Here is a 17,947-nt window from a genome sequence, read left to right as displayed (position 1 = left end):
CGCGAGCGGTGCCGCGCCGGAGATGTGCGGTGAACCATTCGACCATAAGACGGAAGAGCCCTGCGCGCCACAGCGCCGGTCACGGCCACCTCCCACCGTCCGCGCGCTGCCGCGACGGCGGTGAAGAGCCCTGCGGAGGGTCCGCTCGTGCGGGTGGGGCCGACGGCCCGCCCGCCCGCGCCGGAAGGGGAGCGGGCAGGCGGACCGTCGCCCGGCGCCGTCAGGGGGTCAGGACGTGGCGCACGGGAGCGTGGACTGCGCCACTGCCTCGATCAGTGCCTCGTGCGCGGTCCTGAGCCGCTGCACATCAGGCTTGACGATCTTGCGGTCGTAGGTCATCAGGCCGTTGAGCTCGCCCTCCACGTCGGAGATCTGGGTGTAGACGGCTCCATTGCCGCCCCGGCAGGCAAGCCTGCGAACCTCGTCGAGCCGGGCCAGATACGTGTCGGTGTACGCGGCGGGGTCGACATCCACGTACGACATCTGCACCGACCAGGCGTGTCCGGGAACTCCCAGGCCGAGGCCGCCGTACTCGCCGCTGACCAGGGCCCGTCTGCCGTCGGGGTGCGGCGGCAGCGCGGGGCTGGGGTAGCCGTGCTCGTCCATGACGTCGCCGGTGCCGCCGTCAACCCCGAGGTTGAGCCCCGACATGCTGTTGACCAGCCGGGTCGGGTCCCACGCCTTGGCCTGGTCGGCGATGCGGGCCTCGTCGTACTGGCCCCAGCCCTCGTTGAAGGTCACCCACATGACGACCGAGGGGCTGCTGATGTGCTCGTCGATCAGCTGCTTCATCTCGCGCTCGTACTCGGCGCGGGAGGCGGCGTTCGGGTTCACCCCGGCGGTCATCGCGGGCATGTCCTGCCACACCAGGAGTCCGAGCCTGTCCGCCCAGTAGAACCAGCGGTCGGGCTCCACCTTGATGTGCTTGCGCACGGAGTTGAAGCCCATCTGCTTGTGCATCTTCAGATCGTGGGCAAGGGCGTCGTCGGTCGGCGCGGTGTGCAGGCCGTCGGGCCAGAAACCCTGGTCGAGCGTGGCCATCATGAAGACGGGCTTGCCGTTGAGGACGGTGCGCGGTGTTCCGTCGACCTTCTCCACGGCGATGGAGCGCATCCCGAAGTAGCTGCCGACGCGGTCGGCGCCGACGTCGACCTTGAGGTCGTAGAGGAAGGGGTCGTCGGGAGACCACAGACGGGGCTCGGCGAGCTTGAGCGTGAGGGGTGTGCCGGTGCGTCCCCGGACCGTTGCGACCTTCTTCTTCCCGTCGTACGCCGTCGCGGTCACGGCGAGGCCGTCGCGTACCCCCTTCGGCTCGACGGTGAGGGTGCTCGTTTCGACGTCGGGAGTGAGCTTGAGCGTGTCGACGTGGTCGGCTGCGACCGGCTCCATCCAGACCGTCTGCCAGATGCCGGAGGACGGGGTGTACCAGATACCGCTGGGGTCGAGACGCTGCTTGCCCAGGGGCGGGTTCTCGCCGCCCTGCGCGTCGGTGGGATCGTAGACACCGACGATGAGTTCCTGGGTGCGCCCCGGCTTCAGCGCGTCGGTGACATCGGCGCTGAACTTGTCGTAGCCGCCCTTGTGTTCGGCGACCTTGGTGCCGTTCACGTACACCTCGGACTGCCAGTCGACGGCTCCGAAGTTGAGCCGCAGCCGCTTGCCGTGGCCGACCTTCCAGTCGGCCGGGACGGTGAAGGTGCGCCGGTACCACATGCGGTCCTCATGGCGCTCGATGCCCGAGAGCTGTGACTCGACCGGATACGGCACCAGGATCCTCTCGGCGAGAGTCCTGCCGGTGGGCGGCTCCTCGCCGGCCTTGGCGCCGGCGAACTGCCAGGTCCCGTTGAGGTTCTGCCAGGCCTTGCGGGTCAGCTGGGGACGCGGATACTCGGGCAGGGCGTTCTTGGGGCCCACCTGGTCGGCCCACTTGGTGCGCAGTTCGTAGGTCGACTTGTTGGGTCCGCTGGACCAGAAGGCCTTGACCGGTGTGCCGCTGGTGTCGGCCAGGGCGCCCTTGCCGTCGTAGGTGACGTTGACGCCGCCCTTGGCCGTACCGGCCTTGTTGCCGACGACGGGTTCGCCGAGGCCGACGAGGAGCGCCCGGGCGTCGGACGGGTCGGTCTTGACGGAACTCAGGGGCCACTTGCCGCCGCTGGTGACCGTGAGGTGGTCGAGCACCGTGGCGGGGGCGGAGGCGAGGGCCTGCGGGAAGTCCAGACGAACGGTGCGCCCGTCACCGAGGACGGTCGCCGAGAGGGCGCCGTTGTAGTCGAACCCGTCGGGTAGGCGGAACGCCGACTGGGGCACGGCGGACTTGCTGCCGCCCGGTGGTGTCCAGCGCAGGTGGAGGTTGGAGCCGCCGAAGTGCTCGAAGTACTCGACCTTGATGTCGTAGGCCCGGCCGGCCGTCAGATCGACGGGCTGCGAGGTCTGTTCCCTGTCCCAGTCGTCGACCCAGTGGTCGATGGTGAGCTTTCCGTCGACCCAGAGCCGGAAGCCGTTGTCGCCGGTGATCGAGAAGGTGGTGGGGCCCGACTTCTCGGGGACGACCTCGCCGGTCCAGCGGACGGAGACGTCGTCGGCCCGGCCTGTGGCCGCCGAGAGACGGGACTCGAGCGAGTCGAAGTCGAGCCCGGGATCGAAGCCGGTGGCCTTCAGCTCGGCGAAGTCGAAAGCTCCGGGCGCGGATTGAGTGTAGTACTCGCCCTTGAGCCCGTGGGCCTCGGTCGGGTCGGCGGTCGTGGGGCCGCTGTCGGCGGAGGCGGCGGGGGACAGGGCCAGGCCTGCCGCGCCGAGGACGGCTGTCATGGTGAGGGCCAGCGATCTGCCGAGGCTTCGTCGGGTGTGGCGAGATGGGGGTCCCTGACGTGGATGCTGCACAAATCCTCCTCGCTGAGGATGGGTGGCGGTTCTTCGTCGCAGTCGGTAGAACGAGCTGTACAACGTTGGAAGAGGCGGCCGTTGGCATGACAGCACGGCCACGGCCCGCTGTCCAGGGTCATGACAAGCGCCCCGGCGGACACCCTGGTCACCAGGTGCGCATCGATACGGAGGAGATCTCGTGCGGGTGAGTCTGAAGGACGTAGCGGAGCGCGCAGGTGTTTCGATCAAGACCGTCTCGAACGTGGTGAACAACTATCAGCACGTCACTCCGGGGATGCGGGCCCGTGTCCAGCAGGCCATCGACGAGCTCGGCTACCGGCCGAACCTGACGGCACGGCACCTGCGCAAGGGCCGTACCGGCATCATCGCGCTGGCCGTGCCCGAGCTGGGAAACCCCTACTTCGCCGAGCTCGCGGCGGCCGTCATCGACGCGGCCGCCGAGCAGGACCTCACCGTGCTGCTCGACCACACCCGCGGTGAACGGGAACGGGAGATCCTGGTCAGCCAGGGCTTCCGGGCCGGTGTCATCGACGGTCTGATCCTCAGCCCCCTGGAGCTGGAGGCGGAAGACCTGCGCGGGCGGGCGGCCGACGTGCCCCTGGTGCTGCTCGGTGAGCGGGAGTACGACCTGCCCTACGACCACATCGCGATCGACAACGTCGCCGCGGCCCGCACCGCGGTGCGGCACCTGCTGGGCCGCGGCCGGACCCGTATCGCCTACCTCGGCGCGCGCACCGACTCCGCCAACCGCCCCGCCCACCTGCGGCTTCAGGGCTGGCAAGAGGAGCTTTCGGCGGCCGGCGTGCCGACGCCGGAGCAGCTCGTCGGCCCGACCGGCGGCTGGGACCGCTCCGACGGGGCCGAGGCCATGGCGCGCATGCTGGACGCCGGAGTGCGCCCGGACGCCGTGTTCGCCTACAACGACCTGGTGGCGATCGGGGCGATGCGGGTGCTGTCCGAGCGCGGACTGCGGGTTCCGTGGGACGTGGCGGTGGTCGGCTTCGACGACATCACCGAGAGCCGGTACGGAGCCGTCACCCTCACCACGATCGCCCCGGACAAGCAGGCCATCGCACGGCTTGCGGTGGAGTCGCTGCTGCGCTCGCTCCGCCGCGAGAGCGCGGACGGCGGGCGCGAACTCACCGCCGCATTCCGGCTGGTGGAGCGCGAGAGCACCCTGGGCCGCCGCTGATCACGTGCGGCAGGACGACGGCCGGGAACCTTGGATCCGTTGCGTCAGGTGCCGTTGCGCGAAGGGTTTACAGCCACCTTCCAACGATGTAAAAACTCCCCAGCATCACCGCGCAGACGTCTGCAATGACCCACTCGCGAGCGCCTTCATTGCGCCAGGCCGTGCCGTTATGGGGATTTCATGAAGTCGAACTCTGCCTTTCGCCGTATGCCAGCCATGTCTCGCCGTACGTCAGCCACGTCTCTGCTTGCCGCCGGCCTGGTCGCCGGCCTCGCGTTGTGCACCGGGTGCACCAAGTCCGAGAGTGATGCCTCCGGCAGCAACAGCTCTGCCGCCGGGGGCGATTCCAGTCAGGTCGTCGCGACTCCCGGGGCCGACAGCAAGACCTGTGACATCGCCACGTTCGGCGGCAAGAAGCTCGATCTGAAGACCGCCACGGTCGGCTTCTCCCAGTCCGAGAAGGAGGCCAACCCGTTCCGCATCGCGGAGACCGCCTCCCTCAAGGCCGAGGCCGGCAAGCGCGGCGTCAAGCTGCTCACCGCCAACGCCCAGTCGCAGTTCTCCAAGCAGATCAGCGACGTCCAGGACCTCATCGCCAAGGGCGCCGACCTGCTCGTCATCGCCCCGCTCAACTCCGACGGCTGGGAGCCGGTACTGCGCCAGGCCGCGGCCAAGAAGATCCCGATCGTCACCGTCGACCGAAAGATCAACGCAACCCCCTGCACGGACTATGTGAGCTTCATCGGCTCCGACTTCACCGAGCAGGGCAAGCGCGCCGCGGACGAGATGATCAAGGCGACGGGCGGCAAGGGCGAGGTGGCCATCCTGCTCGGCGCCGCCGGCAACAACGTGACGACCGAACGCACCAAGGGCTTCGAGGACCGCCTCCAGGAGAAGGCCCCCGGCCTGAAGATCGTGTTCAGGCAGACCGGTGAATTCGCCCGGGAGAAGGGCCAGTCGGTCACCGAGAACCTCATCCAGTCCAAGCCCGGTATCACCGGCGTCTACGCCGAGAACGACGAGATGGGCCTCGGTGCCGTCAACGCTCTCAAGAGCGCGGGCAAGAAGCCCGGCGACGTCAAGATCGTCACCGTGGACGGCACGCGCAACGCAGTCCAGGGCATCGTGGACGGCTGGATCGACGGCGTCATCGAGTCCAACCCCCGCTTCGGCCCGCTCGCCTTCCAGACCCTCGACTCGTTCACCAAGGGCGCCAAGGTCGGCCAGGACATCGTCATCCAGGACAGCGCCTACACCAAGGGCAACGCCACGTCCGACATCGGCAAGGCGTACTGACATCCAGGGGCGTACCGACATCCACACGTCCGCCCGGGCAGGCAGCGGCCGGCGCCATCGGCCCGCCGCACCGGCCTCGACGCAACGAGTCCCAGGAGGTCAGCGGTGACCGCGTCACCCGTATCCGCTGAAGTCCTCGCCGTACGAGGACTGACCAAACGCTTCCCCGGCGTCACCGCACTCGACGACGTCGACTTCTCCGTACGCGCGGGGGAGGTGCACGCGCTCGTCGGCGAGAACGGCGCGGGCAAGTCCACCCTCATCAAGGTCCTCACCGGCGTCCACCGGGCCGACGAGGGCGGGGTGTTCCACCGGGGCGAGCCCGTCGCTTTCGGCACACCACTGGAAGCGCAGCACGCCGGTATCTCGACGATCTACCAGGAAGTCAACCTCATCCCGCTGATGAGCGTGGCCCGCAACCTCTTTCTCGGCCGCGAGCCCCGCACCCGCCTCGGACTGATCGACTTCCGCCGCATGCACACGGAGGCCCACCAGGTCCTCACCGCGTACGGGGTCGACGTCGATGTCCGCCGACCGCTGCGCCAACTCGGCGTCGGAGCACAGCAGATGGTCGCCCTGGCCCGCGCGGTGGCCGTCGACGCGAGCGTCGTCGTCATGGACGAACCGACATCGTCGCTGGAACCACGCGAGGTCCACACCCTCTTCGGCGTCATCCGCCGCCTGCGCGACCAGGGCATCGCCGTGGTCTATGTCAGCCACCGCATGGAGGAGCTGTACGCCGTCTGCGACAGCGTCACCGTGCTGCGCGACGGCCACCATGTGCACACCGGCCCGCTCGCCGGCACCGACCGTCTCACCCTGGTCTCGTACATGCTGGGACGCGACCTCGGCGAGGTGCGCAGCGAGGGCACGACCAAGTTCTCCGGTACGCACGACACGGGCGGTGAGCCGGTGCTGCGCGCCGAAAACCTCACCCGGCCCCACCAACTGCGCGCTGTCTCCCTGGAAATACACCCCGGTGAAGTACTCGGCCTCGGTGGATTGCTGGGTTCCGGCCGCAGCGAGACCGCCAAAGCCGTCGCCGGCGCGCTGGCACTCGCCGACGGCCGTGTCACCGTCGCCGGTGTCCCGGTACGCACCGGCTCCACCGTCGCGGCCATCCGCGCCGGCATCAGTCTCCTGCCCGAGGACCGCAAGTCCGAAGGCATCGTGCCGGGGCTGTCGGTGCGGGAGAACATCGCCCTGGCCGCCCTGCCCCAGCTCTCCCGCTACGGCCTGGTCGCCGAGTCCCGCATGGACGCCGTCGTCGACACCTTCATGAAGCGGCTGCGCATCAAGGCGTCCAGTCCGCACCAGAAGGTCGGCGAACTCTCCGGCGGCAACCAGCAGAAGGTGCTGCTCGCCCGCTGGCTCGCGATGAACCCCAAGGTGCTTCTTCTGGACGAGCCGACCCGCGGCATCGACATCGGTGCCAAGGCCGAGGTGCAGCAGCTCATCGACGAACTCGCCGAGGACGGCCTGGGCGTCCTGCTCATCTCGTCCGACATCGAGGAACTGATCGAAGGCTCCGACCGCGTCGTCGTCCTCCGGGACGGTGCGGCCATCGCCGAACTGCGCGCTGACGACGTCACGGCCGACCGGCTGATGCGGGCCATCGCACAAGCGGCGGAAGAAGAAGCGTCCACCGAGGAGGAGGCCGCCACCCATGGCTGACGTCGCCCTGCGCAACGCCCTGCCCGCGGACCGCGCGGCGGCCGTGCGGTGGCTCCAGGAATACGGCGTCTACGCGGGCGTCGTGGTCCTGCTGCTGTTCAACGTCGCTTTCACCGACCACTTCCTGTCCGCCGCGAACTTCCGCACCCAGGCCGTCCAGGTCGCCCCCGTCCTGGTCGTCGCCCTCGGCATGGCACTGGCCATCGGCACCGAGGGCATCGACCTGTCGGTGGGATCCGTCATGGCCCTGTCGACCTCGCTGCTGTCCCTCTACCTCGGCTACGGCCCCTGGGTGGCCCTGCTCACCGTGGTCGTCGGCGGCGTGGTCATCGGCCTTGCCAACGGCACCCTGATCGCGTTCGTCGGCGTCCAGCCGATCGTCGCCACCCTGGCCCTCATGGTCGGCACCCGCGGTCTGGCACTCGTCATGCTGCCGCAGCTCAAGGACGTGCGCGATCCGACGCTGCTGTCCCTCGGCTCGGGTGACGTCGTCGGCGTTCCGTATCTCGTGCTCATCGCGGCGGCCCTCGCGGTCGTGGTCGCCTTCGTCGTGCGGCGCACCACGTTCGGCCGCCAACTGCTGGCCATCGGAGACAGCAGGCCGGCGGCGCAGCTCGCCGGGCTTCCCGTACGGCGCGTCCTGATCACCGTCTACGTCTGCTCCGGCGTGCTCGCCGCCGTCGCCGGGTTCCTCTCCACCGCACGCCTGTCCGCGAGCGATCCGACGTCACTGGGCCAGCTCATGGAGCTGTCGGCGATCACCGCGGTCGTCGTCGGCGGGACGCCCCTGACCGGCGGACGTGTCCGCGTCGGCGGCACCGTCGCGGGCGCCCTGCTCATCCAGCTGCTGACGGCGACCCTCATCAAACACGACCTGTCCCCGTCCTGGACCCAGCTGGCCCAGGCCGTGGTGATCATCCTGGCCGTCTACGCGGCACGTGAGAGGGGGAAGCGGTGAGCATCACCAAGGACTTGACGAAGGAACCCGCCATGTCCGCATCCGGTGTCGAGGCCGGCAGGGGGAGCGGCGTCGTCCGCGGCGAGCGGCTCAGCGCCCTGGCCCAGCAGCACGGTGCGCTGGTGGCCCTCCTGGTACTGGCACTTGTCGCCTCGTTCTCCTTCGACTCCTTCGCCACCGGCGACAACATCGAGAACCTGGCCATGACGTCGTCGTTCCTGGCCGTGGTCGCACTCGGCATGACCTTCGTCATCGTCACCGGAGGCATCGACCTGTCCGTCGGGTCGGTCTTCGCCCTCGGTGGCGTACTCGCCGCCTGGGGCTCGCGGTACGGCGCCCTGGTCGCCCTGCTGCTGCCGCTCGCGGTCTGCGGTCTGATCGGATGCGTCAACGGTCTGCTCATCGCCAGGACCCGGCTCGCCCCCTTCATCGTCACGCTCGCCGCGATGCTCGCCGCACGGGGTCTCATGCTCAACATCACCGACGAAGGCGCCACCACGTATCTGGTCGACAAGGAAACGGTCTTCGTCCACCTCGGCCAGGGCAGACTGCTGGGCGTCGGCGCGCCGGTGTGGATCACCGGCGCGCTGTTCCTGGCGGGTGCCGTCGCCCTGCGCCGCACTCGCTTCGGCCAGAACGTCTACGCCGTCGGGGGCAACGAGGACGCCGCCGCTCTCATGGGAGCTCCGGTCGCCCGCACCAAGATCACGGTGTACACGCTTTCCGCGCTGCTCGCCGGATTGGCAGGTGCCCTGAACGCGGCCTGGCTCGCCTCCGGCGTCACGATCCTCGGTTACGGCATGGAGCTGGACGCCATCGCCGCCGTCGTCATCGGCGGCACGCTGCTCTCCGGTGGCCTCGGCTTCGTCAGCGGATCCCTGGTGGGTGTGCTGCTGCTGAAGACGATCCAGAACATCATCAACCAGATCGGCTCACTCGACTCCGCCTACCAGCAGGTGGTCAGCGGTGGCTTCCTCGTGGTGGTCATCATCGCCCAGACCTGGCTGGCCAGGCGGCGCCGGGTCGCCTGACGCAGGGGGTTGGATGCCGCTTGTTTAAGAGCGGTTTAAAGACGCCTTAAGCAATCTTGTTCATCGGACGCAGAGTCAAATAACCGCAGGTGAGAGAGATTTTGGCTCCTCGGGGGGCGGGTGGTCCCTGGGGTGGTGTCGGGCTAGCATCGGGGCCCGTCGGCGAAGACTGCGGAGCGTTCAGAGAGCGCTCTCAGACGGACGCTGTTCCCCTTCGCTTCCCGACGCGTCCACTTCCCCCCACGCCCGATCCGAGTCGCACGCAAGAAGGAGCCCCCCACATGACGCCCCGTCACCAGCGCGACCTCTCCCGTCGCAAGCTGCTCGCCGCGCTCGCCGGAACGGCCGTGGCCGTCCCGGCGGCCGCCATGGGAGCGCCGCACGCCCTCGCCACCGTGGCCTCGGACAACGGGGGCGCGGCCCCACGTGCGGCCGGTGCGCTCCCGCTGACGATCGTCAACAGGACTGGATCGTTCGCCAACTCCTCGGTGCACCTCTACATCGTGGGAAACGAGGACGGTAAGCAGGTTCGGGTTACCTCTGAGGGCACCCTGGCTCCGATATCCCTCGCGGACAACGGCGCCGACGGCTTTACCGACTACGCCATCGCCCTGTCCGGCAGCGGCGAAACGAGGCTGTCACTGCCGTACATGTCCGGCCGCATCTACGTCGCGCTCGGTGACAAGCTGAAGTTGAAGGCGGTGGCGGACGGCAACGGCAACGCCGCTCTGCAGTACCCCGCCGGGTGGGTGGAGTCGGACCCCAACTATCGCGTGTTGCACGACTGCGCCGAGTTCACCCACAACTCAGCGGGGATGTTCTGCAACACCACCATGGTCGACATGTTCAGCGTCCCGCTGAGTATCCGGCTGACCGGCACCAAGGACCAGACCACGGGGACTCTGCGTGACGGTGGACGGGCGCGAGTCTTCGCCGCGGTCAAGTCGGTCCCCGAGTTCGAGCGACTGGTGGTGGACGACCTGCGCGTCATCGCCCCGGGACACGGCCTGGACGCCGGCATCTTCGCCGAGGACTACTTCGCCCCGTACATCGACGAGGTGTGGAGCACGTATACAGGCAAGGACCTGACCGTCACCACGAACGCCGGTGCCTTCACCGGTCGGGTCCGCGGGGACAAGCTGACCTTCACCGGCCCGGCCTCGGTCTCCTTCAGCAAGCCGTCCACCCGCGACGTGTTCTTCTGCGACGGCAGTCTGGCCGCCCCCAATGACGGGACCACCGGCCCTGTTGCCGCCGTCCTCGGCGCCGGCTTCAACCGTTCCACCCTTGTCAACGACTCCGCGCAGCCCACTACGGATCCCGCCGCCTTCTACGGGTCGGCCCTCGCCAACCACTACGCGAAGGCCATTCACGCGGCCACCGAGGACGGCAAGGCGTACGGCTTCGCCTTCGACGACGTCGCCGACTTCGCCTCGTACATTCAGGACACCGCGCCCACGGGCATCAACCTGACTCTGACCCCCTTCTAGAACCGGGCAGGGCAAGCGTGTGCCCACCGGGCTTCCTGCCCGGTGGCACACGTCCGTGCCTCCGGTCACGCATGGTGCCATGCGACAACGTGTGCCCGTCGTGGCACCGGCGACGATCACGGAGGTGGGGATCTCTACAGGTCACCACCGTGCGGGCCAACCCCGCCACGGTGCATCGGACTCCACGGCTGACCAAGGCCGACGACGAGCCGGTGCTGTTCATCAGTCTTCAGGTGTCCGGCGAGAGCACCGTCGCCCAGGACGGAGGACGGCACAGGGTGGTGCCATCCGGAGATGGCCTCCGGGCCGCCGAGCGTGGTGCTCACCGGAGCCCGGACCGCCGGGTGGTGAAACTGCGCTATGCTTGATCTTGAGCAGGCCGCCGGAACTCCCGGTGGTGAGCTGTGCGTTGGTGGTCCAAGGAAAGACGCCCCGCTTCCTGCGGGGAGATGCAGGTGCAAGGCCTGCCCGGCGCTCCATACGAACCCCACCCCGAATGTTCAGGGGTGGGGTTCTTTTTGTCGCACCACGTGCGTGTGTCATGAGACGCGGGCAGTCCTGTGCGCCCCTCCCCGTTCACCCCAAGGAGCTCGAAACGCTGCTCCCCCTTTCGGGCTCGGCCTTACCCGATGTCGTGCGAGGCGTGGTGCGTGCGAGGGATCCCTGGTGGATGAGCCGGCGGACCAACTCCGGGACCCACTCGACGTATTCGACCTCTGCCCCGTCGGCGTGGCGGGCGTAGAGGAACCGTCCCGTCGGACCGCTCGTCGTGGGAGTGGTGATGGTGGCGTCGGCGGCCTTCAGGGTCGTGGCGAGGGCGTCGAGGTCCTCGACGACCACGGTGGCGGAGGCGTGCGCGTACTTCGCGCGCTCGTCGGCCGGGCCCGCGATGACGAGGAAGTCGCCGATGGCGGCCAGTTCCACGGAGTGAAACGCCAGCCGCAGGTCCGGCTGCACGCCGGTGAGTTCCGTGAGGAGCGGCAGCGCGCTGTCGAGGCTGTCGGTCCACAGGCGGGCGTACGTCTTCAGGATGCTCATGGGCTCTCCATACCATGTCGGGCGGCCGCAGCCGGCGTACCGGGCGGCCCAATGATCTCTTCTGGTCAGTCGGAAACCGTAGGTGACTATGGTTTGACGTGGAAGAACGCACTTTTCGGGGAGAGGGGAACCTCGTGGTTACCAAGCAGGTCAGGCGCGCGCCCGAGGACAAAGACGTGACGCGTGCCGACTCCCTGGCCCGCGAGATCTTCTCCGGTGTGGCCAACAAGTGGGCGCTGCTGATCATCAATGTGCTGGGCGAGCAGACCCTCCGGTTCACCGAGGTGCGGACCGCGGTGGACGGCATCAGCCACAAGATGCTCACCCAGACCCTGCGTGGGCTCGAACGGGACGGGCTGGTGCACAGGACGGTGTACGCCGAAGTGCCGCCACGGGTCGACTACCGCCTCACCGAGGCGGGCGGGGCGCTGCGCGACACGGTCAACGGCATGTGCGCGTGGACCCGCCGGTACCTGGACGAGATCGAGGCGGCCCGGCGACGCTTCGACGCGCAGCACAACGACGCCGCTCACCCCCCGCACACCGGCACCAAGGACTGAACGAGGGTGAGGCGTTGTGGGTGGTGCCACATTCCCGCGCCGAAGGATAAGAAACGCATAAACTTTGGGCGCATGGCGGGGTGTTACCAGGGCACACGGTGCTTTGGAGGTTGATAACTATGGTTCCCCTGCTTCTCGTTCTTCTGCTCGCTCTGGTTCTCTTCGGCGCGGGCTTCGCGCTCAAGGCTCTGTGGATCGTGGCCGTGATTGTGCTGGCGGTCTGGTTGCTCGGTTTCGTCATGCGTTCCGCCGGAACCGGTGGTGGTCGCGGCCGTTGGTATCGCTGGTAGCGAGCAGTAGTCACACCCGGAAGTGCCGGGCGGCCCCAGACATTCAGGTCTGGGGCCGCCCGGCGTTCGTGTGCCTCTTGCGTGAAAATGCCGTGCTTGGTGCACGGGTGGTGCGGGAACGGGGCAGGAGCACTCTGTGGCCGGGAGGTCCGTTGTCCGCGCAGGGAACCGCGCACCTCCAACACAGCGGGCTTCCCGGGCACTCACTGCGGCGGGTACGGGGTCGTCGTCCAGCCGCTGGAGGCATCAGCTGACGCTCGAGCACCCACCGGACTCGATTCCCACCACAACCACCAACTCTCCGTTCCCCCCAAGCGGCAGGCCCGCCGGAGCGGAAAGCTCCGGCGGGCCCGCGCACAGGACTGCCTCGGTGGGTTCTGCCGCTCAAAGACGGCCGCCGCTGAGACGGGAGAGCGGTCCACGCTGCCGTAGACCGGCACGGCGGCCCAGTGTGTAGGAGCAGAGAACCACGGTGGCGGTTCCCGCGCCGGCGGCGGCCGCCACGACCTTCCTGGCCTTCAGGAGGGTCCAGACCAAGCCGGCCTTGCCGACGGTCTGTTCGGCGGCCGAGACGACGGTGCCCTGCACCGTCCTGGCCGCTTCCCTGGCCTTCTCCGACGCCGCTCCGCCGAGGCCCGCCAGGACTTCCTTGCTGCCGCGGCCGACGGCGCCCGCCGCGTCCCCGGCGTTCTTCGTCGCCTCCGTGGCGGCCTGCTGCGCCTCCTTCGCCGGTGTTGCGGCTCCTTCGGCCACGGTCTTCTTCGCCGCTCGCGCGTTCGCGGTCGGCGACTGTCCATTCGTCGTCTTGTTACTTGCTCCAGCCATACCGCTCGGATATCCGGTCCTACGGTCTGCAAACGGCGAACCGTGTCGCAGAGCCGACGCCGAGGCCGAGGCGGGACGGGGGCACGTTCACGGAATGCCGGTGCCGCGGGTCCCGAGGAGGAGCGCCGCCGGCGCCGGGGGAGTGCGGGGAACAATCGCCGGGTGCCGTTGGTTGCAGGAGGCGTGGTGGTGAAGGGGACAGTGTCCCCGGGCCTCACCCATCGCCCATGAGGACGATCGTTCGGCTGAAGCCTCATGGAGCCTTTCGCCGCGTAGGCGACCGCCCTTCACGACCACGTGCACATGCGGCCCCGGCCGGGAATCCGGCCGGGGCCGCCGTGTCGGTCCACAGGGCTACGGGTGCAGCACCACCTTCGTGTAGCCCTCGATGCGCTTGTCGAACTTGTCGTAGGCCGACGGTGCCTGATCCAGGGGCAGTTCGTGGGAGACGACGAAGCTGGGCTTCGCCCGGCCCTCGGTGATCATGCCGCGCAGGTACCGGTTGTAGCGCTTCACGTTGCACTGTCCCGTGCCCACTCGCAGGCCCTTCTCGAAGAGCTTGCCGATCGCGACGAGAAGCATGCCCTGTTTGGCCTGCTCGTCGGGGCCTCCGGGGTCGGCCGGGACGTAGAGGCCGGGCACGCCGAGCGCTCCGGTGGGTCGGACCGTGCCGACGAGCGAGTTCAGGACGGTCGCCGGTTCCTCGCGGTCCGTGCCGTGCGCCATCGCCTGGTAGCCGACGGCGTCAACGCCCTTGTCCGTGCCGATGCCCTCGGTCTGCTCCTTGATCTGCGCGATCGGGTCGCCCTCGGCGAAGTTGATCGGGACCGCGCCCATCTCCTCGGCCTTTTGCAGCCGCTCCAGTACCCGGTCCACGACGAACACCTTTTTCGCTCCGCGCAGCAGAGCGGAATAGGCGGCCATGAGCCCGACGGGCCCTCCGCCGTAGACTGCGACGCTCTCGCCCGGGCGGACTTGGGCGAGTTCACACCCGTGGTAGCCGGTCGGGAAGATGTCGGCGAGCAATATGAAATCGCTCTCGTGCTCGTTTCCCGGCGGCAGCTTCAGGCAGTTGAAGTCGGCGTAGGGAACGCGTATGTATTCCGCCTGGCCGCCCTGCCAGGGCCCCATGGCGACATAGCCGTACGCGCCGCCCGCGAAACCGGGATTGACGGTCAGACAGTAACCGGTGAACCCGTCGACGCAGTTGGTGCAGAAGCCGCAGGCGACATTGAAGGGCATGACCACGCGGTCGCCCTCCTTGAGCGCGGTGACGCCCTGGCCGAGCTCCTCGATGATTCCCATGTTCTCGTGGCCGAAGACGATGCCGGGCTCCGCAGCGGTGCGCCCCTCGTACATGTGCAGATCGGAGCCGCATATCGCGGTGGAGGTGATCCGTACGATCACATCGTTCGGATGCTGGATGCTGGGCTTTTCAACATCTTCGACCGCAACGTCGAATGCTCCCTTGTAAACGACGGCCTTCATGGCTGCCACCTCCGCTCGACGATGTACGTGTCTGGATGCCACGCTGCCGCGTTTTCTCCGCGTGACCCATCTCTCATCATTCTCCGACCTACGGGATCGGACAAACCGGTATTGTCGGTTGAATATTTTCCCGATGCCGTACCAAGAAATGGAAGGGAAGGCGAAAAGTGTCAGCACAACGACTGGGAAGCCTTCTGGTCCCCGTACCCGGACTGTCCGGCACCATCTACCCGCCAGGAACGACCGTGACTGTCCGCGGTCGCGGTGCGACTGTCGATGCCTTTGTCAACGGTGACTGGCTCCCTTTGTCGTGGTGGGAATTCTCCGACGGCCTCCGCGAGGACATCGCCGACCGCTGACAGCTCAGCGCGGCGCCGCCCGTGCACCCGCGTCGGATGCCGTGCGACTCCGATGTGTGAGTACGTGCGATACAGGAAGTAGCGCCGAGATCGATCACGGGCGCAGTACGCCCGAGATTGATCACGGGCGTCAGCGCGCCTCCGGCGCGCCTGTCGTCGCCGCAAGGCCTCCCCGTCGGCAACGCGTCGCGCACTGGTCTCGACCCGCCTGCTCACTTTGAGGCGACCGCTCTGGCCACAGGGCCGCGCCAAGTGCCGCGGGAACATCCGAGCGCGACCCGTCAGCGACACCCGCGGGCGTTGAGCCGGGCGGCCTGGCGCGTCAGGTGGTCGCGCTCGGCGAGGTTCGGTGCCTTTTGGGCCGCCTCGGCGTACAGCCGTGCCGCCGTCGCCAGGTCGCCGTCGCGCTCGTGAAGGTACGCCGCCACCGCGGCGTGGCGGGGCAGCGAGTCGTCCAGCGCCGCGAGCGCCGCCAGGCCGGCGCGCGGTCCGTCGGCCTCGCCGACGGCCACCGCGCGGTTGAGCCGCACGACCGGGCTGTCGGTCAGGCGCGCGAGCTCGTCGTACCACTCGACGATCTGCACCCAGTCGGTCTCCTCGGCGGTGGGCGCGTCGGTGTGAAGTGCCGCGATGGCGGCCTGGGCCTGGAACTCACCCAGCCGGTCGCGGGCGAGGGCCGCCTGAACGATCTCGACGCCCTCGGCGATCAGCTGCGTGTCCCACCGGCTCCGGTTCTGCTCGGCGAGCGGCACCAGACTGCCGTCGGGCTTGGTCCGGGCGGCGCGCCGGGCGTGGTGGAGCAGCATGAGGGCGAGCAGCCCCGCCACCTCGGGGTGGTCGATCGCGGCCGTGAGCTGCCGGGTGAGCCGGATGGCCTCGGCGGCGAGGTCGACATCGCCGGAGTAGCCCTCGTTGAAGACCAGGTAGAGGACGCGCAGCACGGTGGCGACGTCGCCGGGCTGGTCGAATCGCACGCCGGAGACGGTGCGCTTGGCCCGGCTGATGCGCTGCCCCATGGTCGCCTCGGGCACCAGGTAGGCCTGGGCGATCTGGCGGGTGGTCAGCCCGCCGACGGCGCGCAGCGTGAGCGCGACCGCGGACGACGGCGTCAGCGACGGGTGGGCGCACAGGAAGTACAGCTGGAGCGTGTCGTCCACCGTGGGCGCGGGCCCGGGCGCCGGTTCGTCGTCGACGAGGTCCTCACGCCGGCGCCGGGCGGTGTCCGCGCGGGTCGCGTCGAGGAACCGGCGCCAGGCCACGGTGACCAGCCAGCCCTTGGGGTCCCGTGGCGGGTCGGCCGGCCAGACGCGGACCGCCTCGACCAGCGCGTCCTGGACGGCGTCCTCGGCCGCCGCGAAGTCGGCTCCGCGGCGGACGAGGATCCCGAGCACGCTCGGTGTGAGGCTCCGGAGCAGGGCCTCGTTCATCGTCGAGGTCACTCGGTGATGGTGGGCGGCGCGGCCAGGAACGGGCGCAGCTCGAGCCACTCGTGGATCGGCTTCCCGCCCGCGCCGGGGGCCGCCGACAGCTCCCCGGCCAGCTCGACGGCGCGCTCGTAGCTGTCGACGTCGATCACCATCCAGCCGGCGATGAGGTCCTTGGTCTCGGCGAACGGGCCGTCGGTGACCGGCGGGCGGCCCTCGCCGTCGTACCGGACGAACGTCCCCTCGGGGGCGAGCGCCTGACCGTCGACGAACTCGCCGGTCCCCTCGAGCCGGGCGGCGAAGTCGTTCATGTACTGGATATGGGCCGAGATCTCCTCCGGCGTCCACTGGTCCATGGGTACGTCGTTGACCGCCGCCGGAGCGCCGCGGTAGTGCTTGAGCAGCAGGTACTTGGCCATCGTGGTTCTCCTCGGTGCTGGTACGACCCATTCTGGTCGCGTTCATCACGGGGACGGAGCCAGCCACGGGTTCTCGACATCGCCGAGCGACTTTTTTTGGCTCTCGGGGATGAACCCGGGTGAGCCGTCTCGCGGTGTCCGGGCCGATGCCGTGGCGCGAGGGCGATACGGAGCGAGTCACCCAAGATCAGCAGCGACCGAGCAACTGAATCAAGTCCACCGGAATCGCTGGAGGGCTACTGCGCGGGCTGTGACGACCAGTTCGCCTCGCTGGCCCAACGCCGCAGGTTTCCGGAGCACATGGGCCGGCCGCCGGCGCCGCGGCACGCCGACAAGGCGATACGGGACCCACCTCGTGCGGGCGGCGGACGACTGGTCGGGCAGCAGGCCGCCCGGCCGGTCGCGGTCGTGGCGAAACGGCGCTGTGGCTGCGCTACACTTGATCTTGAGCGTGCCGCCGAACCTTGGCTGACGCGCCTCGCGTTGGTGGTCCAAGGAAAGACGCCCCGCTTCCTGCGGGGAAATGCAGGTGCAAGCCCTGCCCGGCGCTCCACCACAACCCCACCCCGGTCATCCGGGGTGGGGTTCCTGCGTTGTGGAGCCGGTGAGCGACTACGCACACACGGGTGGGGGCGCACCAGCAATCGGTGCGCCCCCACCCGCGTCCGGCATCTTCGGACGCGCCCTACCAGCGATACCAGCGGCCTCGCTTCCCACCTGCTCCCGAGGAGCGAGCGAAGAAGCCGACCAGCCAGATCACCAGGACGATCACGGCGATCCACCACAGGGCCTTGAGTGCGAATCCGGCACCGAAGAGGATCAGGGCGAGCAGAAGAACGAGCAGCAGGGGAACCATAGTTATCAACCTCCGTCCCGCCGTGTGCCCCTCCACAACCCCCGCACACGCAGAAGATTTATCTGTTTCTTATCCGCCGCTCGGGGCACTCTGACGGGCTGCCCGTGCCCATCCGCGCGGTGCCGCCGTCACGTGCGCTGCCGGCGCGCGCAGTTCGGGATCAT

15 protein-coding genes, 1 tRNA gene and 1 pseudogene are annotated in these 17,947 nt (G+C 68.8%); 10 read left to right on the top strand and 7 right to left on the bottom strand.

Going from position 1 to position 17,947, the window contains the following annotated elements; translation table 11 throughout:
* Nucleotides 1-228: 228 nt before the first annotated feature.
* Nucleotides 229-2,808, bottom strand: coding sequence for a glycoside hydrolase family 2 (locus GTY58_RS05270; RefSeq protein ID WP_042492754.1), 2,580 nt, complete (start codon nt 2,806-2,808; stop codon nt 229-231).
* 253 nt (nt 2,809-3,061) lie between these two features.
* On the opposite strand from GTY58_RS05270, the gene GTY58_RS05265 reads away from it, so the two are divergent.
* The 6 genes from GTY58_RS05265 (at nt 3,062) to GTY58_RS05240 (ending at nt 10,524) form a co-directional block, all read left to right on the top strand.
* Nucleotides 3,062-4,075, top strand: coding sequence for a LacI family DNA-binding transcriptional regulator (locus GTY58_RS05265; RefSeq protein WP_010982410.1), 1,014 nt, complete (start codon nt 3,062-3,064; stop codon nt 4,073-4,075).
* Nucleotides 4,076-4,255: 180 nt separating this feature from the next.
* Complete coding sequence (locus GTY58_RS05260; protein ID WP_010982409.1) at nt 4,256-5,371, top strand: ABC transporter substrate-binding protein; 1,116 nt, start codon at nt 4,256-4,258, stop codon at nt 5,369-5,371.
* Between the two features lie 105 nt (nt 5,372-5,476).
* Nucleotides 5,477-7,045: a sugar ABC transporter ATP-binding protein gene (locus GTY58_RS05255; RefSeq protein WP_010982408.1), complete on the top strand. Its 1,569-nt coding sequence runs from the start codon at nt 5,477-5,479 to the stop codon at nt 7,043-7,045.
* Nucleotides 7,038-8,003 carry an ABC transporter permease gene (locus tag GTY58_RS05250; protein WP_010982407.1) on the top strand — a complete coding sequence of 322 codons (966 nt, stop codon included), beginning with the start codon at nt 7,038-7,040 and terminating at the stop codon, nt 8,001-8,003. The genes GTY58_RS05255 and GTY58_RS05250 overlap by 8 nt, the downstream gene beginning before the upstream one ends.
* 32 nt (nt 8,004-8,035) lie before the next feature.
* Nucleotides 8,036-9,034, top strand: coding sequence for an ABC transporter permease (locus GTY58_RS05245; protein WP_010982406.1), 999 nt, complete (start codon nt 8,036-8,038; stop codon nt 9,032-9,034).
* A 281-nt stretch (nt 9,035-9,315) separates the two neighbouring features.
* The gene (locus GTY58_RS05240; RefSeq protein WP_010982405.1) at nt 9,316-10,524 is read left to right on the top strand and encodes a beta-1,3-glucanase family protein; all 1,209 of its coding nucleotides are present in this window, start codon (nt 9,316-9,318) and stop codon (nt 10,522-10,524) included.
* 669 nt (nt 10,525-11,193) lie between these two features.
* On the opposite strand, the pseudogene GTY58_RS05230 reads toward GTY58_RS05240, so the two are convergent.
* Nucleotides 11,194-11,562: pseudogene (locus GTY58_RS05230) on the bottom strand (VOC family protein); the annotation flags it as partial.
* A 134-nt stretch (nt 11,563-11,696) separates the two neighbouring features.
* On the opposite strand from GTY58_RS05230, the gene GTY58_RS05225 reads away from it, so the two are divergent.
* Both GTY58_RS05225 and GTY58_RS05220 read left to right on the top strand, forming a co-directional pair.
* Complete coding sequence (locus tag GTY58_RS05225; protein WP_010982403.1) at nt 11,697-12,122, top strand: helix-turn-helix domain-containing protein; 426 nt, start codon at nt 11,697-11,699, stop codon at nt 12,120-12,122.
* Between the two features lie 119 nt (nt 12,123-12,241).
* Nucleotides 12,242-12,412, top strand: a complete 171-nt coding sequence (locus GTY58_RS05220) for a hypothetical protein (protein ID WP_037652668.1) — start codon at nt 12,242-12,244, stop codon at nt 12,410-12,412.
* A gap of 384 nt (nt 12,413-12,796) precedes the next feature.
* On the opposite strand, the gene GTY58_RS05215 is transcribed toward GTY58_RS05220, so the two are convergent.
* A complete protein-coding gene (locus tag GTY58_RS05215; RefSeq protein ID WP_010982402.1) occupies nt 12,797-13,237 on the bottom strand; it encodes a hypothetical protein in 441 nt (146 codons plus the stop codon).
* 354 nt (nt 13,238-13,591) lie between these two features.
* A complete protein-coding gene (locus GTY58_RS05210) occupies nt 13,592-14,725 on the bottom strand; it encodes a glutathione-independent formaldehyde dehydrogenase (RefSeq protein WP_010982401.1) in 1,134 nt (377 codons plus the stop codon).
* 167 nt (nt 14,726-14,892) lie between these two features.
* Between GTY58_RS05210 and GTY58_RS41550 the strand changes: the two genes are divergently transcribed.
* Complete coding sequence (locus GTY58_RS41550) at nt 14,893-15,084, top strand: hypothetical protein (protein ID WP_037652661.1); 192 nt, start codon at nt 14,893-14,895, stop codon at nt 15,082-15,084.
* 281 nt (nt 15,085-15,365) lie between these two features.
* Here GTY58_RS41550 and GTY58_RS05200 read toward each other — a convergent pair whose 3' ends face one another.
* The gene (locus GTY58_RS05200) at nt 15,366-16,511 is read right to left on the bottom strand and encodes a DUF6596 domain-containing protein (protein ID WP_010982399.1); all 1,146 of its coding nucleotides are present in this window, start codon (nt 16,509-16,511) and stop codon (nt 15,366-15,368) included.
* 8 nt (nt 16,512-16,519) lie between these two features.
* Nucleotides 16,520-16,927 carry a YciI family protein gene (locus GTY58_RS05195; protein WP_010982398.1) on the bottom strand — a complete coding sequence of 136 codons (408 nt, stop codon included), beginning with the start codon at nt 16,925-16,927 and terminating at the stop codon, nt 16,520-16,522.
* A gap of 480 nt (nt 16,928-17,407) precedes the next feature.
* On the opposite strand from GTY58_RS05195, the gene GTY58_RS05190 reads away from it, so the two are divergent.
* Nucleotides 17,408-17,480: transfer RNA gene (locus GTY58_RS05190), tRNA-Gly, on the top strand.
* Between the two features lie 132 nt (nt 17,481-17,612).
* Here the strand turns inward: GTY58_RS05190 and GTY58_RS05185 are convergent.
* Nucleotides 17,613-17,783: a hypothetical protein gene (locus tag GTY58_RS05185; RefSeq protein ID WP_010982396.1), complete on the bottom strand. Its 171-nt coding sequence runs from the start codon at nt 17,781-17,783 to the stop codon at nt 17,613-17,615.
* Between the last annotated feature and the right edge of the window lie 164 nt (nt 17,784-17,947).

Origin of the sequence: Streptomyces sp. SID5469 (assembly GCF_009862865.1) — a bacterium.
In the GTDB taxonomy this organism is placed as follows: Bacteria; Actinomycetota; Actinomycetes; order Streptomycetales; family Streptomycetaceae; genus Streptomyces; species Streptomyces avermitilis.
This window is presented reverse-complemented; position numbering and strand designations above follow the sequence as displayed.